Annotated in this window: 24 protein-coding genes and 5 pseudogenes; 14 read left to right on the forward strand and 15 right to left on the reverse strand. The window is 68.2% G+C overall.

All coding sequences use genetic code 11. The features are described from left to right. Positions 1-143: 143 nt before the first annotated feature. Positions 144-692 (reverse strand): DUF1062 domain-containing protein, encoded by a 549-nt coding sequence (locus ACZ3H8_RS38635; protein WP_467409777.1) that lies wholly within the window; start codon positions 690-692, stop codon positions 144-146. A gap of 212 nt (positions 693-904) precedes the next feature. Further along, the gene (locus ACZ3H8_RS38640) at positions 905-1,786 is read right to left on the reverse strand and encodes an IS5 family transposase (RefSeq protein WP_467409778.1); all 882 of its coding nucleotides are present in this window, start codon (positions 1,784-1,786) and stop codon (positions 905-907) included. A gap of 34 nt (positions 1,787-1,820) precedes the next feature. Here ACZ3H8_RS38640 and ACZ3H8_RS38645 point away from each other — a divergent pair, with 34 nt between their 5' ends. Both ACZ3H8_RS38645 and ACZ3H8_RS38650 read left to right on the forward strand, forming a co-directional pair. Further along, entirely contained in the window at positions 1,821-1,952 is a 132-nt protein-coding gene (locus ACZ3H8_RS38645) for a hypothetical protein (RefSeq protein ID WP_467409780.1), read from the forward strand. A 73-nt stretch (positions 1,953-2,025) separates the two neighbouring features. Then, complete coding sequence (locus ACZ3H8_RS38650) at positions 2,026-2,379, forward strand: VOC family protein (RefSeq protein WP_467409782.1); 354 nt, start codon at positions 2,026-2,028, stop codon at positions 2,377-2,379. Between the two features lie 438 nt (positions 2,380-2,817). Here the strand turns inward: ACZ3H8_RS38650 and ACZ3H8_RS38655 are convergent, their stop codons facing one another. From ACZ3H8_RS38655 to ACZ3H8_RS38665, 3 genes are all read right to left on the reverse strand, one after another. Next, positions 2,818-3,429 carry a hypothetical protein gene (locus tag ACZ3H8_RS38655; protein WP_467409785.1) on the reverse strand — a complete coding sequence of 204 codons (612 nt, stop codon included), beginning with the start codon at positions 3,427-3,429 and terminating at the stop codon, positions 2,818-2,820. A gap of 551 nt (positions 3,430-3,980) precedes the next feature. Continuing rightward, positions 3,981-4,982, reverse strand: coding sequence for a hypothetical protein (locus ACZ3H8_RS38660; RefSeq protein WP_467409786.1), 1,002 nt, complete (start codon positions 4,980-4,982; stop codon positions 3,981-3,983). Positions 4,983-5,517: 535 nt separating this feature from the next. Next, positions 5,518-6,630 (reverse strand): ABC transporter substrate-binding protein, encoded by a 1,113-nt coding sequence (locus tag ACZ3H8_RS38665; RefSeq protein WP_467409789.1) that lies wholly within the window; start codon positions 6,628-6,630, stop codon positions 5,518-5,520. A gap of 241 nt (positions 6,631-6,871) precedes the next feature. On the opposite strand from ACZ3H8_RS38665, the gene ACZ3H8_RS38670 reads away from it, so the two are divergent. Together ACZ3H8_RS38670 and ACZ3H8_RS38675 are read left to right on the forward strand one after the other, a co-directional pair. Next, positions 6,872-7,135, forward strand: a complete 264-nt coding sequence (locus ACZ3H8_RS38670; protein ID WP_467409790.1) for a hypothetical protein — start codon at positions 6,872-6,874, stop codon at positions 7,133-7,135. 5 nt (positions 7,136-7,140) lie between these two features. After that, positions 7,141-7,488, forward strand: a complete 348-nt coding sequence (locus ACZ3H8_RS38675; protein ID WP_467409791.1) for a hypothetical protein — start codon at positions 7,141-7,143, stop codon at positions 7,486-7,488. A 752-nt stretch (positions 7,489-8,240) separates the two neighbouring features. On the opposite strand, the pseudogene ACZ3H8_RS38680 reads toward ACZ3H8_RS38675, so the two are convergent. Together ACZ3H8_RS38680 and ACZ3H8_RS38685 are read right to left on the reverse strand one after the other, a co-directional pair. Next, positions 8,241-8,378: pseudogene (locus ACZ3H8_RS38680) on the reverse strand (VOC family protein); the annotation flags it as partial. Further along, positions 8,378-8,689, reverse strand: coding sequence for a DinB family protein (locus ACZ3H8_RS38685; RefSeq protein WP_467409793.1), 312 nt, complete (start codon positions 8,687-8,689; stop codon positions 8,378-8,380). The gene ACZ3H8_RS38685 and the pseudogene ACZ3H8_RS38680, both read right to left, overlap by 1 nt. 334 nt (positions 8,690-9,023) lie before the next feature. Here ACZ3H8_RS38685 and ACZ3H8_RS38690 point away from each other — a divergent pair. The 3 genes and pseudogenes from ACZ3H8_RS38690 to ACZ3H8_RS38700 all read left to right on the forward strand — a co-directional run bounded on the left by ACZ3H8_RS38690 (position 9,024) and on the right by ACZ3H8_RS38700 (position 12,568). Next, positions 9,024-10,021, forward strand: a pseudogene (locus tag ACZ3H8_RS38690) (helix-turn-helix transcriptional regulator). Between the two features lie 382 nt (positions 10,022-10,403). Further along, positions 10,404-11,330, forward strand: a pseudogene (locus ACZ3H8_RS38695) (WhiB family transcriptional regulator); the annotation flags it as partial. 209 nt (positions 11,331-11,539) lie between these two features. Continuing rightward, a complete protein-coding gene (locus ACZ3H8_RS38700) occupies positions 11,540-12,568 on the forward strand; it encodes a polyprenyl synthetase family protein (protein ID WP_467409795.1) in 1,029 nt (342 codons plus the stop codon). On the opposite strand, the gene ACZ3H8_RS38705 is transcribed toward ACZ3H8_RS38700, so the two are convergent. Continuing rightward, positions 12,565-13,119, reverse strand: coding sequence for a hypothetical protein (locus ACZ3H8_RS38705; RefSeq protein ID WP_467409797.1), 555 nt, complete (start codon positions 13,117-13,119; stop codon positions 12,565-12,567). The two genes, ACZ3H8_RS38700 and ACZ3H8_RS38705, sit on opposite strands and share 4 nt — an antisense overlap. A gap of 297 nt (positions 13,120-13,416) precedes the next feature. On the opposite strand from ACZ3H8_RS38705, the gene ACZ3H8_RS38710 reads away from it, so the two are divergent. Together ACZ3H8_RS38710 and ACZ3H8_RS38715 are read left to right on the forward strand one after the other, a co-directional pair. Continuing rightward, positions 13,417-14,784: a pyridoxal phosphate-dependent decarboxylase family protein gene (locus tag ACZ3H8_RS38710; RefSeq protein WP_467409798.1), complete on the forward strand. Its 1,368-nt coding sequence runs from the start codon at positions 13,417-13,419 to the stop codon at positions 14,782-14,784. A gap of 358 nt (positions 14,785-15,142) precedes the next feature. Further along, a pseudogene (locus ACZ3H8_RS38715) lies at positions 15,143-15,661 on the forward strand (GGDEF domain-containing protein); the annotation flags it as partial. Here the strand turns inward: ACZ3H8_RS38715 and ACZ3H8_RS38720 are convergent. The 3 genes from ACZ3H8_RS38720 to ACZ3H8_RS38730 form a co-directional block, all read right to left on the reverse strand. Beyond that, entirely contained in the window at positions 15,555-15,833 is a 279-nt protein-coding gene (locus ACZ3H8_RS38720) for a transposase (RefSeq protein WP_467409800.1), read from the reverse strand. The pseudogene ACZ3H8_RS38715 and the gene ACZ3H8_RS38720 overlap by 107 nt on opposite strands. Before the next feature lie 770 nt (positions 15,834-16,603). Continuing rightward, positions 16,604-17,719, reverse strand: a complete 1,116-nt coding sequence (locus tag ACZ3H8_RS38725) for a peptidoglycan-binding domain-containing protein (RefSeq protein WP_467409802.1) — start codon at positions 17,717-17,719, stop codon at positions 16,604-16,606. A 191-nt stretch (positions 17,720-17,910) separates the two neighbouring features. After that, positions 17,911-18,642 carry an ATP-binding protein gene (locus ACZ3H8_RS38730; RefSeq protein ID WP_467409804.1) on the reverse strand — a complete coding sequence of 244 codons (732 nt, stop codon included), beginning with the start codon at positions 18,640-18,642 and terminating at the stop codon, positions 17,911-17,913. A 321-nt stretch (positions 18,643-18,963) separates the two neighbouring features. Between ACZ3H8_RS38730 and ACZ3H8_RS38735 the strand changes: the two genes are divergently transcribed. Beyond that, positions 18,964-19,218 carry a hypothetical protein gene (locus ACZ3H8_RS38735; RefSeq protein ID WP_467409806.1) on the forward strand — a complete coding sequence of 85 codons (255 nt, stop codon included), beginning with the start codon at positions 18,964-18,966 and terminating at the stop codon, positions 19,216-19,218. A gap of 534 nt (positions 19,219-19,752) precedes the next feature. Here the strand turns inward: ACZ3H8_RS38735 and ACZ3H8_RS38740 are convergent. Continuing rightward, the gene (locus ACZ3H8_RS38740; protein ID WP_467409807.1) at positions 19,753-20,547 is read right to left on the reverse strand and encodes a hypothetical protein; all 795 of its coding nucleotides are present in this window, start codon (positions 20,545-20,547) and stop codon (positions 19,753-19,755) included. Positions 20,548-20,770: 223 nt separating this feature from the next. Here ACZ3H8_RS38740 and ACZ3H8_RS38745 point away from each other — a divergent pair, with 223 nt between their 5' ends. Continuing rightward, positions 20,771-21,007, forward strand: a complete 237-nt coding sequence (locus ACZ3H8_RS38745) for a hypothetical protein (RefSeq protein ID WP_467409810.1) — start codon at positions 20,771-20,773, stop codon at positions 21,005-21,007. Between the two features lie 18 nt (positions 21,008-21,025). Further along, the gene (locus ACZ3H8_RS38750; RefSeq protein WP_467409818.1) at positions 21,026-21,415 is read left to right on the forward strand and encodes an IS110 family transposase; all 390 of its coding nucleotides are present in this window, start codon (positions 21,026-21,028) and stop codon (positions 21,413-21,415) included. 111 nt (positions 21,416-21,526) lie between these two features. Here ACZ3H8_RS38750 and ACZ3H8_RS38755 read toward each other — a convergent pair whose 3' ends face one another. The 3 genes and pseudogenes from ACZ3H8_RS38755 to ACZ3H8_RS38765 all read right to left on the reverse strand — a co-directional run bounded on the left by ACZ3H8_RS38755 (position 21,527) and on the right by ACZ3H8_RS38765 (position 23,026). Next, positions 21,527-21,673 (reverse strand): hypothetical protein, encoded by a 147-nt coding sequence (locus tag ACZ3H8_RS38755; RefSeq protein ID WP_467409813.1) that lies wholly within the window; start codon positions 21,671-21,673, stop codon positions 21,527-21,529. Positions 21,674-22,064: 391 nt separating this feature from the next. Further along, positions 22,065-22,286 (reverse strand): annotated as a pseudogene (locus ACZ3H8_RS38760) (Tc toxin subunit A-related protein); the annotation flags it as partial. 344 nt (positions 22,287-22,630) lie between these two features. Further along, positions 22,631-23,026: a hypothetical protein gene (locus tag ACZ3H8_RS38765; RefSeq protein ID WP_467409814.1), complete on the reverse strand. Its 396-nt coding sequence runs from the start codon at positions 23,024-23,026 to the stop codon at positions 22,631-22,633. 260 nt (positions 23,027-23,286) lie between these two features. Here ACZ3H8_RS38765 and ACZ3H8_RS38770 point away from each other — a divergent pair, with 260 nt between their 5' ends. Then, on the forward strand, positions 23,287-23,841 hold the full coding sequence (locus ACZ3H8_RS38770; RefSeq protein ID WP_467409816.1) for a hypothetical protein: 555 nt from the start codon (positions 23,287-23,289) through the stop codon (positions 23,839-23,841). Between the two features lie 193 nt (positions 23,842-24,034). Beyond that, on the forward strand, positions 24,035-24,844 hold the full coding sequence (locus ACZ3H8_RS38775; RefSeq protein WP_467409821.1) for a transposase family protein: 810 nt from the start codon (positions 24,035-24,037) through the stop codon (positions 24,842-24,844). The last annotated feature ends 245 nt before the right edge of the window (positions 24,845-25,089 follow it).

Here is a 25,089-nt window from a genome sequence, read left to right on the forward strand (position 1 = left end):
TGAGCGCCGGGGCCGAGGCGACCGACGAGCTGCTGGCCGAATTCCGCAGCCGTCACCGGACCAGCTCCTACCAGGTTCCCTCGGACAGGCCCTAGGAGCGGCCGGCGGATCTTGCCGGACAGGCCCCTGGTCCCGAGGAGGGCTCAGCGCTTGAGCGTGAAGGTGAAGTCGCCGGAGAGCTTGCCGCTCAGCCGGACTGCCGAAACGAGTTTCCCCTCCGTGATCAGTCTCTCGACCTCGGCCCGCGAAAGACCGCAACCTTCAGCGATCAGTCGCACCGGCCGGACAGGGATCCGCGCCGCAAAGCGGACCGAGACGTCGATCACCTCGCGGTCCAGGTGATCCGATCCGCCGGTGTCGAGGCGCCAGGCGTTGTCCCAGTCGAGGGCGATGCGATTACGGCGCCGCACGACCGGATCCTGGAGCAGCTCAGCTGTCAGGCCAGGGTCGTTGTCATGCAGCCGGTCCAGCAGCTCAGGTCGTACGGAGCGCACATTCATCCGCTCCAGGACCGTGAGCTTTGCAGTTTCCCCGCAAGCGGTACAGAGCGCGAGGAGCCAGGCGTCGATGAGCTTGTGGTTTGCGTTGACGCGAAATTTACCGCTTGCCCGGAAGCGCTCGGACGCGCACGCGTGGCAACGGCGGAGAACGAGCGGCAGGCAGGTGGGCACGACCACCCAGTTTTTGAGCACAGAAGTACACCGGTTTCAGTGAGAAGTCCGCAGCAAAAAAGGAGCGCGGCGCACATGCGCGACGCGCGACGATTCAGCGCTCGGGAGGTCTCACAGGGTGTACAACGGCACGTCCTTGACTAGACGACTTGGTTCGGCAGCACGGTAATGGCGCACAGCGGCGCTGCTCCACTGGTTTTCGAGCGCCTCACCGCCAGGTTCTGTCCGGCGGGTCATGGACGAAGCCAGAGCCAGATCACGGCGATGGTGACGGTGCCGTGGAAGACGTAGGCCCGCTTGTCGTACCTCGTGGCCACGGCCCGGAAGTTCTTGAGCCTGTTGATCGTCCGCTCGACCTCGCTCCTACGCTTGTAGATCGTCTTGCAGAAGCCGGCGGGCCGACCGCCTTTGCTGCCCCGGCGCTTGCGGTTGGCCCGCTGGTCCTTCGGCTCGGGGCTGGTGTGCTTGATGTGGCGTCTGCGCAGGTAGCGGCGGTTACGGCGGGAGCTGTACGCCTTGTCGCCGCCGAGGTGATCGGGGCGGGTGCGAGGATGCCCGCCGCCCAGGCGGGCGACGCGGATGCCTTCCATGACTGGAATGAGCTGCGGTGCGTCGCCCCACTGCCCTGGTGTGATCACGAATGACAGCGGGCGGCGCCCACCTTCACCGGCCAGATGGATCTTGCAGGTCAGTCCGCCCCGGGAGCGTCCGAGTCCCTCGTCGGGGCGGTGCTGTCGGGGCGTGTGTCTTTTTCCCGGCACTCGCGGCGGTTTCTTGCGCGCTCCGGCGGCGTGTTGGTGGGCGCGACAGGAGGTGGAATCCACGCTCGCCATGGACCAGTCGATGCGGCCTGCCGCGTCGGCGTCGGCTTGGACGGCCCGCAGGATCTTGTCCCACGTGCCGTTCGCCGACCAGCGTCTGTGTCGTTCGTAGACGGTCTTCCACTTGCCGAAACGTGCAGGCAGATCCCGCCAGGGCACTCCGGTCCGCTCCCGGAAGAGGATCCCGTCGATCACCTTGCGGTGGCTCTTCCAACGCCCGCCCCGCTGGCCCGTCTTGGGCAAATGTGGCTTCAGCCGGGCCCACTCGTCGTTCGTCAGATCTCCCCGTCCCACGACGGGCGCAACGACCCCGGCCCGAACCAGTCACATGATTCGCCGGACAGGCCCCAAGGGTTTCGCCGAGCTCAAGGCCGCGGGGATGAACGGCATATATCTCACTGACCAGGCCCTCCACCAGACCGCGTTGCTGGTCTCCGCGCTGCTGATCACCGTGGTGTGACATCAGCGGCGGGGCAGGGGACGACGCCTTGAAGCACCTGTTTTCGAAGCCTTGGCAGGTCTAAGCTCGGCGGATGACCTTGGAATGGGAACAGGTAGTTGTTCACTCGGTAGATCCGGTGGCCTTGGGGCAGTGGTGGGCTACGGCTCTTGGTTGGGTCGTGGTCCACTCCTCTGATGAGGAGTTCGAGATCCGCCCGGAGCCGGATCGCCTGCCGGGGTTGGACTTCGTCCGGCTTGATGAGAACAAGAAGGCTAAGAGCCGACTGCATCTCGACTTCAGGCCTGAGGACCAGGACGCCGAGGTGGCTCGTCTGGTGGCTCATGGCGCACAGCGTGTTGATATTGGCCAGGGTGATCAATCGTGGGTTGTAATGGCAGACCCAGAAGGTAACGAGTTCTGTGTCCTTGGCCAGCGGCGTCAGTAAGAACTCCGAACTGAGCGTTGTCCCCCTGCCCGTTGTTGCGAGCCTGGGCGGCGTGCGTACCGGCGAACGTACTCAGCTCACGGCGGAGACGTTCCAGCTCGTCGTCCTTGGCCGCGAGCACCGACAGCAGTAGTCGATGCCGCTCCATGAGCAGGGTGAACTCGGTGTTGGTGCGGGCGAGTTTGCTGGTGAGCCGCTCGTTGATGTCCCGAAGCCGGCTGATGCGGGCCTGGCGGGGATCGGGGCTGGTGCCCGGCGGCCCAGGCCGCGGCTCGCCGCTTGTCGAACTCGTCCTTGAGGTGGCCCCAGGTCCGGTAGAGGGCCGCGCGGGAGATCCCGGCCTCGCGGGCGAGCGTCTTGACGTCGCAGACCCCGCCTTGAGGGATCTGCCCGGCCAGCAGGCGGTCGATGGCGGCTCGGATCCGCCGCTCGACCTGATCACGCTGAGTCTGGCTGAGTGCCATGCCATCCGGCCTTTCCGGCTGCCTTGTCGATCTCTTCGAGGACGCGCATCGAGCGCTCGTGCTCAGCCTGTAGCCGCTTCTTCTCCCCCGCGGGGACACGGGGGCTGGCCAGCAGGACGGCGCCGTTGTCGGCCGCGGTCTGCCAGACGGGCCGGTGGATGAGGTGGTGGGTGGCCTGCGGGCAGCGGGCGCTGTCGCAGAGCCCGCTCAGCGGGCCTGCTGCGGCCTTCGCGCCGGCGAGCTTGCGACACAGCGCCTTCGCCGGGTCCTCGAACCAGCAGTAGTTCGCCGCGGCCAGGTGCAGCACCGATGCCTTCTGTTTCAGCAGCAGCTCGATCTGCCGGTCGGTGACCACCTTCGCCGGGCCCGGCTCGTGATCCTCCAACTCCTCCTCGACGGACCGGAAGAAGGCCAGCAGTGCATCGGCGCCGGGGCCTGCGGGAAGCTGGCCTTGCTGGAACTGGTGGAACGCCTCGATTGTCCGGGCGCGCTTCTCCGCGGCTTCCGCGGTCTTCCACTCCTGATGGAAGACCGCCTGGGCGCCTCCGGGCCGGGCGGTGTATCCCTCGCTGGTGACCACCTGCAAGCTTGAAGTGGACTTTGGTCGCGAACAGGCCACCGGGCCGGGCGGCCATCTCAAGCGAGAGGGTGCGGCGCAGACGGCGCGGGTGCACCGGGTCGTCGGGGATCGGCTCCAGACCGTGACGGATGCCGGCGGGCGAGGCGACCCACTGTCGCAGCCAGCTCATGGCTCCTCGGCTCTCAAACCCTGGAACCTGGAACTTGCCGAACGGCAGCTGTCCGAGCCCGGCGTCGGTGAGTTGCTCGGCCAGCGCGATGATCCGCGCGACTTCTTCGATCACGACCCATTCGTCGGGGTCACCGCCCCAGCGGCGTCCCTTGACGACTTTGCCCACCAGGCGGTGCCGGGCCAGATCTGTACCGTCCTCGGTGTCGGTGCGGCGGCAGCCGACCGTCAGCTCCATCAGCTCGCTCGACCGCATGCCGGTGAGCGCCGACGTCGCGATCGGGCAGGCATGGCCGACGACACGGATCAAGGAGGCGGCCGCGAAGTGCGCCAGCGGCAGGGACCACGGGACCAGCTCGCCGTTGTCCGCCCGGGGGACCTCGGTCGCGTCACGACACACAGGTACTCGGTTCCGACCTCGATGGCCGCCGACTCCAGCGCCGGGCTGCCAAGGCCCCCTCCGCGAGGCCGAGACGGCGTACTTTCTCCGGCAGCCGGGCGGCGCTGACCGCCTCGTCGACCACCACCGGCGCGCTCGCCCTCCGCAGCAGATCGCCCTGCGCGTCCCGGGCGATTTCCTCGACCACCGCCTTCTGTGCTGGCGTCGCGGCGGACAGGTAGTGATCGCCCTCGACCTGCGGTGAATGATTCGGGTCGATCGTCGCCCGCGGTGACCACTGCCGCTGGCCGCGCCGGGCGATGAACGTCGTCCGCAACCGCCGCCAATCGATCCACGTCCAGCGGAACTTGCGGCCCTTCGCCCCCAGCTCCGGCACCGCCCACGGGATCGGCACCTCGGTCGGCTCCGCGGGCAGCGGCGGAACCTCATGCACCAGCAGATAGGTGAACTCCCGGCTCCGCATCCCGGTGCCCAGCACCACGCCGCCCATCGCCGCGTTCCGGCCCGGGAAGCGGCCCCGGAACGTCGCATCATCCAGCCCGTCCGGGCCCAGCCCGGCCAGGCCATGACGGAACAGGTCGGCGAAGTCCGGCGCCAGGTACTGCAACTTCACGTGCGGCTTGGGCCGCCGCGTCCGGGCCCGGTTCCGCCAGGTCTCGACGAACCGGCCCTGCACCATCCGCTTGCCGACGGCCACCGTGAACGGCACCGCCTTCGCCAAGCCCTCCTCCTGGGCCCAGTCGTAGAACCGGCTGAGCGCGGTGACCTGCAGTTCCCAGGACGAGGGCTCCAGCCGCTCGCCCAACGGTCCCAACAGGCGACGGTCCGCGTACGTACCGAGCGCGGCCACCAGCTCCTGCCGCGTACCGAACACCGAGACACCGTGCCGCCGCAGATGCATCAGCCAGTCCCGGGCCACCAGCGCGTACGCCCGCCACGAATTCGGCGACGGAGCCCCGCTCGACGGCAGCGTACGAAGCCACGCGTTCACCGCCCCCGTCGCCCGCGGCCCGTACGCGTCCTCGAAGAGGAAATCCTCATCGACCCAGCACCGGCATCCGCTCAGGGATCAGCGGCTGCCCACCGAGCCCCCACGACTGCCAGCCCTCGGCAGAGAAGTAGTGCACCAACACGGGGCCGGACCGTAGGCCCGCGACACGACCCTCATCAACTACTAACCCCACAGCCAGTCAACGGGAGTTGAGGAATGTGAGACACACAAAGAGTGCAGCAACAAACCTCATCCAGTCCGACTGGATGGCGACCGAGAAGGTCAAGCGTTGGTGGCCTGCGGTAGTTCACCGGCGTCGGGGATCAATGGAACCGTGGTTGGCGCTGAGATCGATCTTGATGCCGGTCCGACTGCTGGCCTTCTCTGGGCTGCCCCGGGCTGGCGCCGGCTGCCGCGCGATAGTCTGAGAATGCGGTCGGGCCCCCGCCGCGAAGCTGAGAGCCCGTATTAACACGTAGACAGGTAGACAGCCTCAAGTTCGGACAGATCTGGGCAGTCGGACCTCCGTGCTCTCTCAGCTGGCGTGAAGGATCCGAAAGCGATCGGGTTCCGCCGGATCTCGATCAACGACTTGGATTGGCGTCCAAGCCCATTGCCAAACGCTGATGCCTGGCGTGCGGGAGAACTGGATCTGCCCGCGGGTGCCTTCGACTGCAACGCGCGGCCAGGATTCGGCAGTGCGCGCCCGGTCCGCGCCGTGAGAACGCAGCACATCGGCGAGGACGGCGACCGTGTCGTAGCCCTCGAAGGCGACGAAGGAGGGCGCTTCGGCCAGCCGCTCGCGGAGGGCCGTCTCGACTCGTGCACCGAGTGGGCTGAGGCGCTCGGGCAGGTAGCGCAAGAACGGGATCGCGGCGCTGTCGTCGCCCAGCAACGTCGCCCATTCGGCGAACTCCGGTTGCCCGGCCGGAGCACCAATCATGATCTCGGCGAGGCGCTGGTCGCGGCGGACAGACTTGACGATCGACACTGCCGGCTCCGGGTGGCCGACCAGAAGAAGGAGGGCTGTCGCGCGATTGTCGACGAGTTCGTCGCACACGGCCGTGGGGGCGAGCGCGCGCATGTCGAGTTCGATGACGGTGCCGCCGCGTGGAGCGAGGTAGTCCCGCAGAATGCGGGCCCCAGATGCCCAGTAGACACTCGACTCGGCTGCTACGGCGATTCGACTGTGGCCCGCGCTGAGGAGGAAGTCTGCGTAGATCTGCCAGCCGTGGGACTGCGCCGGGGCGAGGCGCGCGACCCATTCCGTTGGCTGTTCGGTGAGCGCGTCGAGAACCGCTGACGAGCAGAGGAACGGCAGGCCGAGGGCGTCGGCCCTGGCGGCAGCGGCGCGAGCGACGACGCTGTGATACTCCCCCGCCAAGGCGGCCACGCCCAGGCGAGCCAATTCATCTACGGCCGCCGCGGCCCTCTGTGGATCAGCCGCGGTGTCTCGGACCACCAGCTCGAGTGGTCTTCCGACGATCCCGCCGGCGTCATTGACTTCGCGAACGGCCAGCTCGAGTCCAGCGAGCAAGTGTTGGCCTGCCTCGACCCAGCCAGGCCGAGTCAGCGGAACGAGAGCGCCGATCTGGACGGATGATCCGTCAGTCCGCTCCGCTCCAGGTGGCGATGGTGGCGTATTCATACGTTGGCGTCTCCCGTGTGACGATTCGGTTGCCGTTTGCCCGGATCGCAGAGTGGCAAGGCCCGGTAGTACGCGTTCATCTCATCTCGCCGTGGCGGGCGCGCCTGGGTGACCATGCCGGACATTGCATCCACCACCATCGCCAACAGGCAAGCGATTATTTGTTCGCTGAGCTGCCAGGCTTCAAGACCTTCCGCTGATCCCCGAGGCCGTTCACGGAACCACGTATGGACTGCCGTTCTTGCTGATCACGCAGTCCCCGCTCGCTCTGTCCGTGATCGTGGTGACGCATATCGTGCTGGATCGCTACCGGGCGGCGAAGTACCTGGTCTGGGCGAGGAACCTCTTGGCGCCCGCCTCGCGGCGGGTGAGGTGGGCTGACGTCCAGGCGAACCAGGGATCGCCGGTGACCGTCCCGTCCGGCCTTGCGAACGCGCTGGTCATCATCGCGGACAACACGGTGCATCTGGCGATCAACGCCGACGCCCTGACGTGGTGGGGGTGACGGCGATGACGCGGTCAGCGGTTGAGCTGGGCCATCAGCTCGCGGTTGGCGGCGCGGGCGGCTTCGAGGTCCTCGTCTTGTTCCGCAAGTTCGCCGCGGAGGTCGAGAATCTGCTCTTCCAGCTCGGTGGTGCGGCGTGTGAGCGTTTCGATGTCGGCCGGGGCGCCGAGGCCGGAGGCTTCCCGGGCTGTCTGGCCCAGGGCCTCGGACAGGCGCCGTTCGAGCCGGGTGATGTGCGCGGCCAGTCGCCCGTTGCGGGCCGTGAGGTTCGCGACGTCGGCCAGCAGCGACTTGCGGCTGACCTGCGTTCCGGCGGGTCGTGCCGGACGGGGGCTCGCCCGCGCGGGCGATGACGGCCGCGTGCAGGTCTCCGTGGCGGTGAATCAGGCTGCAGTGGACGCCGGCGGCGCGGGCGACCGACGAGACGCTGATCTCCTCCCCGGCGGCGGTCAGTTGGTCGAGGGCTTTGAACACCCGGTCTCGTCGACGGTCGGAGTCCGCGGCCCGCGCTCGGGTCAGGTGGTCCGGTGATGCGCTCACGCGTCACGCTCCAGCCGCAAGTCCGGCTCGGGCGGACGGATTCGGGGCATGCCCAGGGAGACGGTGCGGGACTTGCGCAGGGTCCGGGTGGCGTCCTTGACTTGCTCGCGTTCGTCGTCGGTGAGCCCGTCGAAGTCGGTCTCGACGCGGCGGATCAGTGTGCGGATCTACGAGAAGGCTCCGCGGGGAAGATCTGCGTCGCTACTGCTAGCCTTCCCGCCCCGCATTCCGGAGGTGTCGTGGTCCGGGACCAAAGAACGCGCCGATGAAGTACTCAGGCGGGTGGCACAGCTCCGAACCGCGAAGAAAACCACGGAGATTCAGCGCACAGTCGGAGCACGCCCGCTATTGAACTGGTTGGAGACTTATCAGGGAAATACCTGGCAGCAGCGTTGGGATGCCAGTCCTGCCTCGGCCTCCTACGATGACTGGTCACGTCCTGCCACGGCCCATGCGGTCGCGTCTGGCCGAAGACCAACCAAAGCAGCGCTATCAGCCGGCATGTTGGCCCTCATATGCGTGGACGCTATCCGCCCCGGATGGGACAGCCGTATCTCATGCTGGCCGCGGCCAGCGGGTCGGCGTCCTCGGGCAGGTCGACTCCGGGCGGCCCGGGATGGACGTAGCCCAGTACGTCGCGCCAGAAGGACGACAGCGCACGCGGGTCGTGGGCGTCGAAGGTGACCTGGATGTGGCGGCTCATCAGGTTTCTCCGTTCGTAGTGGGTTTCGTGTGCAGGTAGAGGTCGCGCAGCAGGCAGACCTCGGACAGGTGGTGGATCAGCTCGCGGTGGATGTGCAGCACCAGATCGGCCATGGGCATCTCGGGGAACGGCTCCTTCGCGCCGACCGGAACCCGGAGCCCGGCGTCGCCGAGGCCACGCACACCGGCCAGCCAGACGTCGAGCTGGGCCTCGAGTTGGTCGAGCACGGTGGCCGCGCTGCCGGCGTACTCCCAGGTCTCGTACGACGCCGCCGGCGCGCCGAAGTGCGCCGCGTTGCGCGCGGCGAGCACGCCGACGATGACGTGACCGAGTCGCCAGGCGATCGTGGTGAAGGCCGCGGGGACGGCTGGGGGAAGGCGTAGTCCATCGTGAAGTCCCCGGCACCGAGCTGCACAGGCGCCGTCGAGCTGCCGCGCGGCCGCACGCTCCAGGCGTCCGGCACCGGCGACCAGAAGTACTCCTCGTCGGTGAGGCCGTCGAGCCGGGCTCGGAGCTGATGGTTCCAGTGGAACTCCCACTGCTCGCGCAGCGTCCGGTTCCAGTCGAGTTCGTTTGCGTCCATGGAGCCACCCTGGCACCTCTAGCGGACAGAATCGGTCCGCTATTTCTGGCAGGGTGGGCGACGTGGACGTGGCAAGCGGTGACGAGCGGGGTACGACGGAGCGGGTGCTCACCCTGCTCGGGCTGCTGCAGCAGCGCCAGGTCTGGACCGGCCCCGAGCTCGCAGACCGGCTCGGGGTCACGCCGCGCACGGTACGGCGCGATGTCGAGCGGCTGCGCACGCTCGGCTATCAGGTGCATGCCAGCCAGGGTGTCGGCGGCGGCTACCAGCTCGGCCCGGGGCAGGACCTGCCGCCGCTGCTTCTCGACGACGAGGAGGCGATCGCCACCGCGGTCTCGCTGCTCGCCGGCGCGGGTGGCGCGGTCGCCAGCGCCGACGACGCCGCACTCCGGGCGCTGACCAAGCTCGACCGGGTGCTGCCCACCCGGCTGCGGCACGAGGTGCGCGCGCTCTCCGGCTCGGTGGAGTTCTTCGGCGGAGATCGTACGCCGGTCGACCCCGAGGTGCTCATGACGCTGGCCAGAGCCTGCCGCGACGAGGTCGAGGCCGGCTTCGACTACCCGTCCGGGAGCGAGGTGCGACGGCGACGGGTCGAGCCCTACCGCCTGGTCGCCTCCGACCGGCGCTGGTACCTCCTCGCCTACGACCTCGATCGCGAAGACTGGCGCAGCTTCCGCGTCGACCGGATGACCGATGTGTCTGCCCGGACGTGGCGCTTCCGCCCGCGCGCGGCACCCGACGCGGCGACGTACGTGCAAGAGGGTGTGGCGAGTCGGGTCTACCCGCACCAGGCGCGCTTCCTCGTGCACGCGTCGGCCGACACGGTGCGCACGCAGATTCCGGCGTCGGCGGCCGTCGTACGACGGCGAGGGAGCGAGCTCTGCGAGGTGCTCAGTGGCGCCGACAGCCTCGACTTCGTGCTCATGCACGTGCTCCTGCTGGGGCACGGCTTCGAGGTCCTCGACCTCCGGAGCTCGGGAGGCGCTGTCGCGCGTTGGCGGAGAGACTGCTGTCGGCCGGTGCAACGATCTCACCAGTGCCGGACATGGAGGTTTCATGAGCCGCGACCACGCCAGCGCCGACTGAGCACCTCCGCTGCCTCTATGCCGAGCACGTCGACCCGATCCTCGGCTTCGCCATACGCCGGGCCGACCAGGTCGACGACGCCGCAGACATCGTCGCGGAGACCTTCCTGGTGGCCTGGCGACGGATCGGCGAGGTGCCGGGCCCGGATAGGAACCCGCTCCCGATGTCGCCCCCAAAGGTGGGCAGGCGAGTGGGTTCGTCATCTCGCCGCTCCCGGAATCCGGGAACCTGCGCGTTTCCGACCCGGACCATTTCAAGGAGATCAACGACAGCGGCGGGCACGCCGCCGGCGACGCCGTGTGCTGGCCGTCACCGCGCAGCGGCTCATCGCCTGGGCGGGTAGCCGCGCGGCCGTCGGCCGCCTCGGGGGCGATGAGTTCGCCGTGACGCTGCGGATGGGGCCCGGCCGCCGGGAGCTGCGCCTGGCGCAGTTGGTCCGGATGCTCGCCGAACCGGTCGCCTTCGAAGGTGGTCCGTCTGCCGACGTCTCCGCGTCGGTCGGCGATGCGTCCCCCGACGCGCTCGGCACCACTGACCTGTCGCTGCTCCAGAGGGCGGCCGACGCCGCTCTGTACGAGGGCAAGCACTCCGGCCGCGCGGTGCTCGCCACCGTCCGGCACGCGGCGGGTGCCGTCGATCAACGGTCGCCGAGCCGGGCGTCCGGGCACTCACTCCCTGGGGCGTGCCGCATGACCACCCCGACCGAGGCCGATCCGCGGATCCGCTTCCCCCGCAGCGACTCCCCCACCGTGTGCAGGACGAGCCCGGCCTGGTTCGCCAACGAGCACGGCGACACCAGCGCCGGCACCACGGGCCGCATCGAGCGAGCCAAGGCCGCTTGCCGGGCTTGCCCGATCGCGAACGGCTGCCTCAAGTGGGCGCTGGCCAAGCCCGGCATGACGTCGACCGGTATCTGGGAGGCGACCACTGCCCGCCAGCGGACCGTCCTGCGAGGCCGCCTCGAAGACCGGCTCGGACTCGGCTGGATCGGCGTTGTCGCCGCACACGACCAGGGACAGGTGAAGGCGAATCGCCGCCCCAGTCTCGCTTCGGTTGGCGGGGCCCGGAACCACGATCGGCAGCCAGCTGAAAGCCACACCCGGGACGGGCCTTGGCAGTGCGAGTTCCCCGGAACGATCGACCCCATGGGTGCAACCGAACCGAACCAAGCCTCCCGGGCGCTCAGCGGTGAGTTGCTGTATTGGTCACCTTCGACGCTCCGCAGTACGACAGCAGCGGGGACGGCCTCTATCGCAAGGCCCAGATTTGGGGCCGGTACCTGAGGCCGAGCCGGAGCCCGAAGCGTAGGGGTCCCGCTGCGCATCCACCCCGTGGGGCAGCGCATGTTGCCGCGCTCGAATCGTCCGTCGAACTTGGTCGTGATCTCGGCGTCTGCGGGATGTGGGGGCAGCCTTCGCGCGGCGCCGGCCGACGGTCCCACGGCCGAAAAGCGCTCTGGTTCGCCCCTCGGCCAAATGATCAAATCGAGCCCATGCCTTCCCTTTCGTACCTGGACCTGCACCGTGACGTCTCATCGGATGTCGACGCTGAGATCGAAGCCGCTCTCGAACACCTCGGCCCGCCGTCGAGCACTCTCAGGAAAGCGGTCGCGGAACTCGTACGGAACCGGAAATTCAAGCACCCCCTGTCCGTGCTACCGCTGCTCGTGCACGCCGTCGAGACGGGCACGACGGCCCCGGCCGTTCCACTGTCCGCCGTGCACGTGCTGTGGTGGACGTCGGCGTGCTACCTGGACGACCTCGCCGATGGGGACGGTGCGGCTGCTGTGGCCGGTGACCTCAGTGAGCACGAGGCGCTACTCGCGGCCGTCGTCGGTGGCAATGCGCTTCCCCTGCACGTCCTTCGGTCCCCGCGGATTCCCGCACCGGTGCAAGATGCCCTGGTGGCCGAGGTCGCGACAGGCTGGACGGGCGCCGCGGAAGGGCAACTCCGGGACATGCGCGCGGACGTGGACACCGCCTCGCGGGAGTCGGTCGTCGCGACCTACCGCGGCAAGTCGGGTGCGCCCTTCGGCATGATCACGGCCATGGCGGCGAAGTTGGCGGGGGTCGAACGCCGGCAAAGCGAGCTGTGGCGCGAATTCGGCAACGTCTACGGAGTCCTGTGGCAGATCTTCAACGACCAGGACGACATACTGACCGGGCGTCATGAAGACCTGCGGAACGGCACGGTGACCTATCTGCTCGCGTGCGCCCTTGAGGAATTGCCCCGGTCGAGGGAGCGCGTCCTTGGACCGCAGGCCGCATCGAGGACCTCCGCCCGGGCGAGAAAGGACCTCACGAAGCTCCTTCTGGCACCTGTCGTACTTCACCGCTACCACGAGGACATCACGGCCTTCCGCGACGAGGCGTACCGCATTCTGGGCGCACTTGGCGGTGACGGTGCCTCTTCGACGGTGCTGCGGCAGCTCGTGGACCTGTCGGCCCAAATGCTCCTGCGGGAGGATCGGGCGCAAGAAGCTGGTAGTGCCAGACCTCCGGCGACTACCTCGCCGGCCTAGGGACGGCCCGCGAGGGCAGGGCGGTACACCAGAACCGGCCGTTGAATGTCGTCGCCGGAGCAGTCGAAGTCCCCGACAGAGAGCAGGACCGCGGGGCGCGGATCGCGGGCCGTGCGCGCCCGGACGATGTCGACGTAGGACTGTGAGCTGAAGCCGCGCACGACCAGGACCGGGATGCCGAGGGCGGCGAGCCAGTCGGTGAACATCCGGCGCAGCGTGTCCTTCTCGGCCGCGACGTACAGCGCGGTCTTCTGGCCAGCGGTCCGGTCCAGGGCGAACCAGTCGGGGACGTCAGCGAGGAAGTCGCGGGCGTCGGCACAGGCCGGTGGGACGTGGACTTCGCGCAGGGTGTCGATGAGGTCGGGGAAGTGCCCATCGCGGCGGGCCTGGGCGAGCCGGGACAGGCGCCGGTAGGTGGGCGGAGTGTTGGGGATGAGGCCTTCGGCGACGAGCCGGTAGTGGACCTGGCGCAGCGTGCAGCCCAGCTCCCCGTAGCCGGTCACGATGTCCCGGGCGCGGCCGACGATGTCGGGCCAGTGGATGCGTCCCACACCGGTACATGTACCCGTCGGCCGTTGTTCCAGGTCAGGGATTGGGCAAGCCTCGGGCGCGTGGGGTGGGCAAGCCTGGGATGTCGATTGTGACCTAGCGCTGTAGTTGGCGGGCTTCGCCAACTACAGCGCTCAGCGCCCGGCCCCTGACTATGTACGGCAGTTGCATTGCGGCGTCATCAGGAACCGACGCTAGATCCGTGACTCATTCTTCCCGCTGCACGGTGATCAAGGCGTGGGAGTGACCGTGCCAGTCGTGGCTTGCGTGGCGGCGGCGACTGTCCCATAGTCCGAGGTATGGACGCGCGCGAGACGGCGCTCCAACAGGCATACGGCCATGCCGTCCGCTGGCTGGCGAGCCTGTCCGATCGCCGGGTTCCCGCCCGCGCTTCGGTCGACGAGATCGTGCGCGCGCTCGGTGCCGAACTGCCCGACGGTCCGAGCACGCCCGCCGACGTCGTCGACCTGCTGGCCACGGCCTGCGAGCCGGGGCTCACCGCGTTTCCCAGTGGCCGCTTCTACGGGTTCGTGGTCGGTGGCACTGAACCGGCCGCGCTGGCCGCAGATTGGCTGGTCAGTGCCTGGGATCAGAACTGCGTGATGCGCGCCGTCTCGCCCGCGTACACGGCGGCGGAGGACATCGCGAGCGCGTGGTTGCTCAATCTGCTCGGCCTGCCGAGTGACAGCGCCGTCGGCTTCACCACAGGTGCCACGATGGCGAACTTCACCTGCCTCGCCGCCGGGCGCGACGCGGTGCTGCGGCGCACCGGCTGGGACGTCGCCCGCGACGGACTCGCAGGTGGGCCGGCTGTACGCGTCATCGTCGGCGAGGACCGCCACATGGCCATTGACCTGGCGCTGCGCTACCTAGGGCTCGGAAAACCCGAACTGGTGGAGGCGGACGATCAAGGGCGCATCGAGCCCGAGGCCCTGCGGCACACCCTGGCGGCCGGCGAGCGGAGCCCCACGCTCGTGATCCTCCAGGCCGGAGACATCCACTCCGGCGCCTTCGATCCCTTCGTCGAGACGATCCGTGCCGCTCGCGAGGCAGATGCATGGGTGCACATCGACGGCGCCTTCGGACTGTGGGCGGCCGCCTCCCCGATTTACGCACACCTGACAGCAGGCTGCACATACGCCGATTCCTGGGCGACGGATGCCCACAAGACCCTGAACGTCCCCTACGACTGCGGCCTCGCGATCGTGCGTGACCAGATTGCGGTCCGGGCAGCGATGGGCCTGCACGGCGACTACCTCATCCAGGACGAACACGGCGACCCCATCGACAAGGTCCCCGAGCTCTCCCGGCGCGGCAGAGCCTTCACGGTGTGGGCCGCACTCAGGTCCCTCGGCCGGTCAGGTGTGGCCGACCTCGTCGAGCGGCTGTGCCGACACGCCTCCGCGTTCGCCACCGGAATCGCCGGGATCGACGGCGCGACGGTCCTCAACGAAGTGGTATTTACCCAGGTCTGCGCCGAGTTCGGCAACGACGAACGCACAGAACAAGTACTCGCCCGGCTACTCGACGATGGCACGGCGTGGATCAGCGGCTCCACCTGGCACGGCCGACGCGTCATGCGGATCTCGGTAAGCAACTGGTCGACGACCGACGACGACGTGACGCGCTCGCTCGACGCGATCCAGCGCGCATCCATCAGCGCGTGATACGGAACCGCCATCCCGAGCCGACGAGGGACTGCGGCCAGCGCATCAGGCGGCACCGCGCCATAGAGCCTCGACAGCGTCGCGGTCAGCGCCTTGATATGCCCATTGTCGAGCGAGCGGCCATGCAAGGGCTCACCGGACAGCCGGGACATCACCACCGTCCTGGCAAGCAGCGTCAGCGCACGCCACTCACGCTCAGCTTGCTCGCGATGTTCGCTCCGAAACCGTTTGATCACGCTACGGGACCCCAGCTCGACCCCGTGAGTACTCCACTGATCAGAACTCATGGGCAGCGATCCTGCCAGGCAACCCTCAGCCGGGAAGCTGAGCCCGTAGCCGGGAAACCCACTCCAAGCAGTTCAACGACCAATACGGGCACGCCGTGGGCGACCTGGTTCTGGCTGCCACGGCCTCCCGGATCACCGACTTGGCAGGCAGCCGCGGCATCGTCGGAAGGCTGGGAGGAGACGGAGGAGACGAGTTCATCGTCGTCACCCGGATCGGCGCCGCCCGTCGCGCCCTCCGCCTGGAACAGCTCAACCGCGCACTGCGCGAACCCGTCGCCACCGGCGACGGCCTGGTCGACGTCGCCGTGTCCATCGGCGCCGCCGCGCCCGACGCGATCGGCACCCGGAACCTGTCGGAGCTGATGCGCGCCGCCGACACCGCGATGTACGCGGGCAAGCACAGCGGCACCGCCGTCCAGGGCTCGATTGCCGCGTACGGCGAATCCGTCCAGATCACGTACGGGGCTGGGCCAGCTGGTCACCTCACCCGTGGAGGGGGTGATCCGCGTCAGGAACGTGCCTCCGCGCCGACTGCCGCCGCGCAAGGATCGGCACGGCGGCCTCACGGTCGCCGGTGTTCGCAGCGGTGACCGCGACGACCAGGAGCAGGCCGAGACAGTCCGTGATCACGTCCCGCTTGCGGCCCGGGCCCTTCTTACTCCCGTCGTAGCCGCGCGAGGCGGCCGGCACCATGGCAGCTGCCCGCAGTGCCTGTGAGTCGATGATGCCGGCCGTCGGCTCGGCCGAGCGTCCCTCACTCATCCGCACCTTCCCGCGCAGCCGGCACCGGCAGCAACGGGCGGATCGCTGCCCACTGCGCGTCCGTCATGTCCGAGGGGATACCTCCGCACCCGCTCCGGGCCGATCAGCCGCGTTCCGTACACATGGGCGAGGCAATCGCACGACACGACAGGCGAGTTGAACGAAGCAGGCGCGAGCGCGTACAACTGCGGCAACTGGGTCTCCTGGACGGATCGTCGGCCTCAACACCTCCGAACTACCAAGAGGCCCTGTCCCCATGCACCGATCACCCCGAGATCATCCGATCCAGAACCCTGTTCGAGCCCCAAGCTCGACGATCGGTATGGATACGGCTTCTCAGGCCAGCTCGGTCGCTCCTCAGCCGCGCTGGACCGCGGCCAGGGCCGCGCGCAGCGTCGCGGCGTCCGCGCTCGCTCCCGGGTCGTGATGGTGGTCTCTTCCGAGTCTAGTTCGGCGATCTGCCCGTCGCGCTCGGGGTAGTAGTTGGTCGTGTCGGGACCACCCTCCCCGCCAGCGGCGCCACCGGCACCGGGCGGTGGACTGTCAGCGAAGACGCCCGCTCGGTCTTCTTGCAGGCCAACGGTGACATCCTGTCCACTGCGGAGAAGCTCGTCCACAACAACGTCTACATCTTCCGCATCGACGTCCAGGGGCGGGAAGGTCGTCAAGGTATGGGAGTACGCCAACCCCGTCTCCTACGCGAACCTCGGCATCGAGAACTCCGAAACCCAAGCAGCCGCCCGAGTCGGCGGGGAAGTAACGGAGTCCTACTACTTGGTTCGCAACATGAGGGCGAGGCGCGTGTTGTCGCCGTAGACGCCCGTCTCGTCACCGCGGACGCCGTACCACTGCTGGAATCTGGCCACGGCCGATCGGACCTCCTTGTCGTAGCGACCATCGATGGCGCCGCCGTCGTACATGTTCGGGACCTGGAGCAGACGGACCTGCAGCTCGTATACCCCATGGCCGCTGTCGCCCTGGCGCAGCACACCCGTGCCCGGGATTTCGGGGAGGCTGGGTGCGGGGTTGTCGGGCAGCGGCGGCCGGTCCAGTTGCTCGGAGGGCGCGGACGGGACCACCGGTGCGGGGTTTTCGCCGACCAGCAGCGAAGAGGCGAGGATCAGTCCGCTCACGGCACCCAGTCCGAAGACTCCGGCGACACGAGTGTCCCGCCGGTCGGTGAAGCGCCGCCATCCTCGGCTTCTGTTCCTCGCGTGCGCGCGGACGGGCGGCGGTGGCGGTGGCGCCTCCGAGGACGGGGCGAGGAGTTGGTCCGAGGGCGGGGCCGGGCGTCCGGGGGTAGCCGACCGTTCGGTGTACGGGCGCGGACCGGTCCGGCCGCGCGCGCCCTCCTGCGGGGGAGGGAAGGTCAGCGGCGGTGCGGCGTACGTCGGGCCTGCGCCACTCGCCATCGGCCGCTCTCCCACCGGCGGTGGCGTTCCCAATGACGGGGGCGGAACAGGCTCCAGATGCGTGGCGCGCAACCACAGCGGCTCCACCACGACATCCTCCGGAGCGTCGACCTGCCGTACGCCACCGGTCCGCAGCGGCTCCACCACATACGGCTCGACGGCATGCGGAGGATCCGGATCCAGGCACGCGGGCCCAGGCTCCACCGGCTGTGTCCGTCGGGATGGCGGCGGAGCCGGGGGTGAGGACAGGGACGGGGTCGGATGAGTGAAGCCTGCGTCCCTGGCCGGTTCGCTGGGCTGTTGCCAGGACGGTGGCGGGGACTCGGGCCAGCCCTGCTGCTCGTCGACCGCGTAGAGGTCGGCGCGTGCGGCGTCCAAGGCGTCCAGCACGGCCTGGAAGGAGTCCCGTATCTCTTGCGCGAGATCAGAACCTGGACCGTGAGGTCGCTGAGGTTCGGTGTCGTTGAATCCCACCGGCAGTCCTCCTCAACCAACGTCCGTGGAATGTCTTGTCGCGGACAGGCCAGCGATGTCTTTCATGGGCGGATACGCATCAGAACGTCGGATGGTGGTCGCAGGGGTGGGTCTGTCACTGAGAGCCGGGCGGCACGGGGCGGGCTTCGCTGTTTCGTTGTGAGGCGATACGCAGCCCGTGCGGCCTTGTCTCAACCTGCCTTCCGGGATGTGGCCCATATCTCGTCGATTCCTCGAGGAGTTGACGCCTGCGGCAGCCCGCCGAGCGCCGACTCGGACGTGGACACACGGTCGTGGGTCCGCCGGAGCGTGGGACGTCCGCGTGAACCGGTAAGAGCGTGTTCTACATGGCGAGTTGATCCTTGGGCCTGCCATGGGGAGTGGGCGGTGGGAAGCCGGACAAGCTCGCCGCCAGACTCAAGGCCGCCTGCGAAGTACCAGAACATCGCCCGCATTATCGGGGGAGTTGGGCGTGGATGCTTTTGCCGGGCCGGCGCGGTGCCGGCGCCGGGGCCGGGGCTGGGGCCGGGCGTGGCGGACAAGTGACTGGTGAGGCGGCGCACCATGTGCCAGCCGAAGCCGCCGATACCGCCGTTGAGGTCGGGTGTGCGCTCGTGCGGGAGTGCCGGGTTCGGGTCGCTGACCGCGGCGGTGACCGTGTCCGGGCCGGCGGAAAGTTCGAGACTGTACCGGCCGCCGCCGTGACGCACTGCGTTGATGACGAGCTTGGACACCCCCAGGACAAGCGTGTCCGCCATCGCGGGACCCGGCGCCGGGATGAGGCTGTCGGTGAGAGAGCGGGCGGCCTGCCGGGCCCGATGGATACCGCCTGCGCTGTCGACCCGCACCACGGTCGGTACGGAGGACGTCGGCCGATCCGGCAGGTCGAGGCCGGCGACCTGTTCATCGAGAGCAGCCAACACGCGGCCCGGGAGGGGATGGGTACCGACCACGCACGGAACGTCTTCGGAGGCAACGCTGCGCCGTCAGCACCTCCCCGCGCAGGTCGTGCTCACCGCAACACGCTGCTCCGATCGAGCGGTGCGGACTTACTGCTCCGTCGGTCCCACGCGTGACCAGCAAGGACGGCGTTACGCTCCCCGCTGACCGCACCGCGAGGACACGCAGAACACGCATGAGCAACGGCCTCTGCCGGATGGCCCGCATCGGCGTGTTCGCGGCCTCCATCGCCCCTGGCCGCCGGCCAGCTCGGCGAGCGGCACGCCAGGAACGCCGCACGTGACGTGGTCCAGCGCACCGGCCTCGTCGTCTTCAGCGCCGAGCGGCTCGGCCTGACCTCCCGGTCACCGGACCTCCACTTTGAAGACCTCGGCGAGAGTGTCCACCTTCGGTACCGGTACACGGGCCTGCGGCTCATCGCGGCGCGCGGCGGGCGCTACTACGCCGTGCCCATCGGCTGGAGCGCGAAGACCGACCATGTCTACGTCCTCCGGGAAGCCGACGGCGTGCGCATCGAATTGGCGCCCGGCGTGCAGTAGGCCCGCAGGCTGCGCGCGGGGGTCAAATCAATGCGTCAGCAGGTCGGTTGAGAGAGACGTGATTCAGGCGGGGTGGGCGCGCCCAGCGCAACTGCGCAACGCCCAACCAACCTGCGCATCACCCGCAAGCAGCGAATTCACCGCAGATCAGAGATGCGTCGCGGTGCCGGGACACCACTCACAGTTCACCGTCAATGGGCGATCAACCACTTCCCCCACCCCGTACACCCGCACAGCCCCAGGTCACAGCCCCACCCACTGCTCCCAGCTCCGCGTCAAGAGCGAGGAGGTCGCTGGCCAGGGCGGAGACCTTGGTCAGCGCGGGATATGGCCCCGGGTGCGCAGCACGCGCGCCGTGAGCTGGCAGCGGGCGGCGTCCCCCAGCAGGCCGTCTGCTCCGGGCTGAAGGGGATGCCGAGGAGCTCTTTGAGCTGGCTCGGGGTCGGTGACACTTGCGGACACCTCGGAGAGGCTGACGGGGGCCACTGACGGTGCCAAGCGCCAGTGGCCCCCGTTGGCTCACAGAGTCACGGTTCAGGAACCGGCTGCCTTGACCTTGTCCACGTCGAAGATCTGGTCGGCGGGCGGGGCGGTGACCGCGACCGGCTTGTTGTAGTCGGAGAAGGACAGTGTGTTGGGCTCGTCGCCGCCCTCGGTGACGGCCTTGAGGAAGTACGGTTGTCCCTCGGTGGCGACGTAGAACGTGTGCGTCTCCGCACCCTCCTTCCGGGTCAGTGTGATGGCCTTCTGACCATTGATCTCAGTGGGCTCGCCCTTGGTCACACCGGAGGTGTCGTCGTCGTCCATCTTCTTGAGGAGTGCGTCGAGGTTACAGACGCCCGCCATCTTGTTGGCGTTGTCGGCCGGGGCCTTCATCCAACGGCCCTTCATCATTTCCGCCAGGGCGGTGGTCTGTTTGGCCGAGGTGCCCTTCTGCTTGGCTATCTCCTTCCAGAACGCCTCGTCACCCTTCATGTAGGGGACCTTGTCGACGACGAGAAGCTGGGCCTGGCCCGAGCCGGTGTAGCTGAACTTGCCGGTGCAGTTGCCCGCCTTGCTGAGCGCGAACTCCAGAGACAGGTCCTTGCCGTCGTCCTTTCCCTCGCCCGCAATCTTGAGCGAGTCGGCGGCTTTGGTGGCCTCAAGCGCCTTGTCGACGATCTGGTCGGCGGTGAGGCCCTCGAACGGATCCACCGGGGCTTTCGGCGACGGCGGGGAGCTCGCTGCCTTGTCCGCGTTGTCCTCACTCTCTCCGCCGCCACAGGCGGTCAGGCCGACGGTGGCGGTCACGCACAGCGCCGCCACGGCCAGAATCTTGCGGTTGGTCACCGTTTGTCACTTCCTTGATCTCTTTTCGTGCCAACCACTCGGACTCACAACGCACGTTGCTCGATGTACCGCTGAAGCGTGTCTTGCACCACATCACGATGGGGGCGTCACTCGACGACGTGACGTCCCTTCGGCTGCGCCGTGCGGCCCTATGGCGGGACTTGGGACAGGTGACCCCGCAGGACACGAAAGTACGGACGTGCTGCGTGGGAGGGAGAGAGCGATGCCCTGGCTCCAGGATGTGAAGGACGACGCTATCTACCTGCGGGCCGCAGGAGTGGATCTGGGCAAGCGGTTCCTGCTCGCGTGCGTGCGCACGCCGTCTGCGAAGCGGGCGGGCAGCTGGTCGCTGGAGACCGAGCGGTTCGGCACCACCACCGCCGAAGTCCGGTGCCTGCTTGCCTGGCTGGTCGAACGGCAGGTGGAGGTGGTGGTGATGGAAGCCACCTCGGACTACTGACGCGGTGTCTACTACCTGCTGCAGCCGCACTTGAACCTGATGCTGGTCAACCCTGCCCACCTCCAGGGCATCCGGGGCCGCAAGACGGATCCCAACGACGCGGCCTTCCTCGCCCGGGCCGGCGCCGCGGGCATGGTGATGGCCTCCTTCGTGCCCCACCGCGATGTCCGCGAGTTGCGCGATCTGACCCGTCGCCGCACCGAGCTGGTCCGGGCGGCGGGCTGGGAGTCCCAGCGGCTGGAAAAGGAACTCGAGGACAGCGGCATGAAGCTCTCCGCGGTCCTCAGCGACGTGACCGGGGTCAGCGGGCGGTCCATCCTGGAAGCCCTCATCTGCGGCGAACGCGATCCGGCCCGTCTCGCCGACCTCGCCCGAGGGCGGGCTCGCAACAAGGATCGTCCGCTTTGAACCCATCACAGCCTGACCGGCTCAACCACGCGTCATTTTTGTGTCAGTCCCCCAGTTGTCGGCTTGCGCGTGACAGTTGGCGGGTGGGGTCGCGATCTTGCGGTGCTTGCATCAGCGCTCCGTCTTGAGCCGGTATTCGATGCAGAGCATGATGTCGAGCAGCTTGCGCTCGTCCAGCGCGGATGTGTCGCCTGGTGGGGGCGCATGCGGAGCCAGTTTGCCCGGGGCAGCCACCCGCAGCTTGTGGGTGCCCAGCACTCCCGTGGAGAACAGTGTGCCAAGACTCGCACCCGGCAGGTCGCCGAAAGCGCTCTGCGTCGTGAAGCTGTCGAAGGCAGTCTCGTTGAGCTGGATGAAAAGTCCGCTCAGGGCCTGCCTTGGTGCCGGGCGCTGGACGAGGGTGGCGGCGGTGACAGTCAGGGCGTGATGGGCGAGGAAGACCGGGAAGTACTTGTCGGTGACGGTGAACGGGACATCTGTCCACGGGGCTGTGCAGCAGACGGTGGAAAGTCTCGGAGAAATCTTGCCGCAGACTGAACACCCGCTGCACGGGGTTGTTGCTCGGGTACTGGTGGATGGCCCCCTCCACGGCGCCGTTCTCACGCTCGACCGCCCCGCGCAGCGTCCCGTCCTCCTCCGCCGTGTAACTCAGCGTGAGGGTCACGTCGTTGATGGTCTGGTAGTCGAAGGGCTTGAAGGTCTTGGGCAGGCCGAGCTGCCACTGACTGCCGACCGCGCCCTGTCCTTCGAAGGGCATGTAGCGCTCGTCGCGGAAACTCATCTCGAAGACGCCGCTGTCGGCCTGCGCGGTACTGGTCGCGATGGAGACACTGCGGCGCCTCGGGACGGGGCGCAGGTTGGCGGCCCCCAGAACCGGGGGGACGGATCTTGCTGCTCAGCAGGGCCGCGAGAGACGGGCCTTGCATCCTTGGCGATCCGTCAGCACCGGCTGCCGGTCGTCTGGCGGGTGGAGCGCAGCACCGTGCTGCACCAACTGCTGCTCGTGGTGCTGAAGGGTGCAAGGCGGCTGCTGCTCGGTGGTGCTGCCCTGTCGCTCCGGGTGCAGCGCAGCATTTGCACGATCCGGGCGGCACACGGGTGCTGCTCGTGTAGCAGGCGGGTGCAGGAAGTAGGCTCGCCGTTGGCCTGGTCCCGTTGCTACTGCTCGGCTACGGCCCGGCAGCCGCTGGTGCCAGCTCGCTCCACGACCGGCCGCTACTGCGGCTGCATGCCTTCAGGGCGCAGTCGAGGAAGTCCTCCAAAGCTCGCTGCAGGGTCGTGCTGCACAATGTGCTGGATCGCCCGCATCGCCTCCCAGGCCGTCAGCCGGCCGAGGGTCTCTTCCTGGTCGCCCAGCTTACGGTCCAGGCAGCGCGTGAAGTCGCCGACCAGCGGGCGCCAGTCCGGCGGTGACTGTTGCTTCAACTCTGTGCGCCGCCGGCAGGCGCGTCGGGCCGCCGCGAGGAACTGCTCGCCCTCCTCCGGACCCAAGGTGCCCACGATGATCGAGAAGTAAGGCGTGACGTGTTCCGCGCTTGCGGGCCAGGTGTCGGCGACGCCGTATTCGTTGCCAAAGGCCAGCGCGAGGTGGAAGCCGTAGTTGTGGGTCACGTCCCGGACCTACCGCCCAGGCCTGGCCCGGCGGCGGGCTGCACGCGGGCCGAAGAGCCGGGAACGCTCGTACGGGGCGTCCTGCCTGCTCGTTTCCCGCCCAGGGGAACGATGTACGCGCGGCGGCCGTTTACCGAGCCGTCCCGGCTGCAGTCTGGGGGGTGCCCTGTGGTGTTCCCCCTCCAGGGGGAAACGATGTAGATCGGGTGCCGCTGGCGGCCCTCCTTCCGGCGGGAGGTGACCGCCGACAGAATTGCCGCATGCCGGAGTGGATCAGCACCATCCTCATCGCTGCGGGCACATCCTTATTTGTTGGGTGGTTCATATCACCGCGGCTGGAGGCTCGTAATCGCCGGATCCAGGAGGTCCATCAGGCACGGGAAAAGTTCTTCCAGTCCGTATGCACCCTTGAGATCGGCTGCGCGCGTCTGCGCGGCTTTCACTTTTCGCCGGGGGCGTCCGAGGCTGCTCAGGCCACGCTGCGGGGGGAGCGGGACCGCTGGCTTGCGCGTATCGAGGAAACAAGCGCGTGGCTGATAGACGACGCCGACTCCTACATCAACTGCTTCCGCCGCGGGTGGGAGTGGGAGGCCGCCCTGATGTACGTAACCGCTGCCCGAATGCTCTGGATCTCGTCGTGGCCGGTGGCTGCGAAGCTCGTACGCCTGCAAGAGCTCAGCAAGGAGGCAGCGACCGCCTTCCAGCCTCGCCCATGGCGGATCCGCGCGATATTGCGGGCCGAGAGGAAGCTGGATCAGCTCATGGAGAAGCTGCTCACAGATTTGGAGACGAACATCGACTCGCCCCCTGGCTGATCCGTGCGGCCGAGTGGGGCCAGCGGTAGCCAGCCACTGAGGTTTTCTCAGCGAATTAATCTTCGCGAGGCGGCGCAAATCGTGCGTGCGCGTGCAGGTCGGATGTGTGGGAGCCAGTCGCGGATAGACGTGAGGCCTCTGATAGGACAGGTCTCACCACAAGATCATGTCCGCAACAGCCAGAGGCTTCACGTTGGTTACCTATGTTGCCACGCTCGACGTTCCCCGCCACGTGGTGGAGTACCTCGCCCGTTTGCTCACCGCACACCGACGACACCTCGGGACGCCCCGGCGCTCCGGGGTGCTGGGGCCGTTTCGCCAGGCGGTGCTGGTCCTGCGCTGGTTCCGCGAGCGTGGCTGTGTGCACTGCCTGGCCCGCGACGCGGGCATCTCCCAGGCCACCGGCTACCGCTTCCTCCACGAAGGCATCGACGTCCTCGCTCAACAAGCCCCTGATCTGTATGAGGTACTGGACCGCTGCCGGCAGGAGGGGATGACTCACGTGATCCTTGACGGCACGCTCATCGAGTCGGACCGTCTCACCGGCGTCCGTGAGAACGGCAACGACCTGTGGTTCAGCAAGAAGCACAAGGCGTTCGGCGGCAACGTGCAGTTCCTGTCCGCCCCGGACGGCACCCCGTTGTGGGTCTCCGACGTCGGACCCGGTTCCACCCCCGATATCACCGCCGCCCGCCGCCACGCGCTACCCGCGCTGTACAAGGCAGCCGCCGAGGGAATGCCGACTTTGGCGGACAAGGGCTATATCGGTGCGGGCATCGGTATCCGGGTCCCCGTCCGCCGTCCCAAGGGCCAGTCCGAACAGGCCCTGCACGCCGACACCCGCGCAACGAACGCCCTGATCAGAAACGTCCGCACCCTGGGCGAACGCACCGCCGCCGAACTCAAACAACGCTGGCGCACCCTGCAACATGTCACCCTCAGCCCAAGCCGAATCGGCGACATCACCCGCGCCGCCCTCGTCCTCAACAGACACTGGAAGTGATCTTCACTGAGAAGACGTCACTGACTGGCCCGTTCTTCCTAGGGCTCGGCGGACGAGCCGGCTAACCTCGATCTTTCGTGACGGCTTGCCGCTTCATCTGGTGGGCCGTTTCGGCTTGTTGGATGGGGTGCGGGCAAGCCAGTGGCCCGACTGTCGCGTCGGGTGGGCGCCGGGTTCCACGGCTCCGGCGTGCGGTTTCTGGTCGTAGGGGTGGGTTGTCGCTGCTGGTCAGCCGGGGTTCGGGA

The sequence above is a fragment of the Streptomyces sp. NPDC002868 genome (assembly GCF_055563295.1).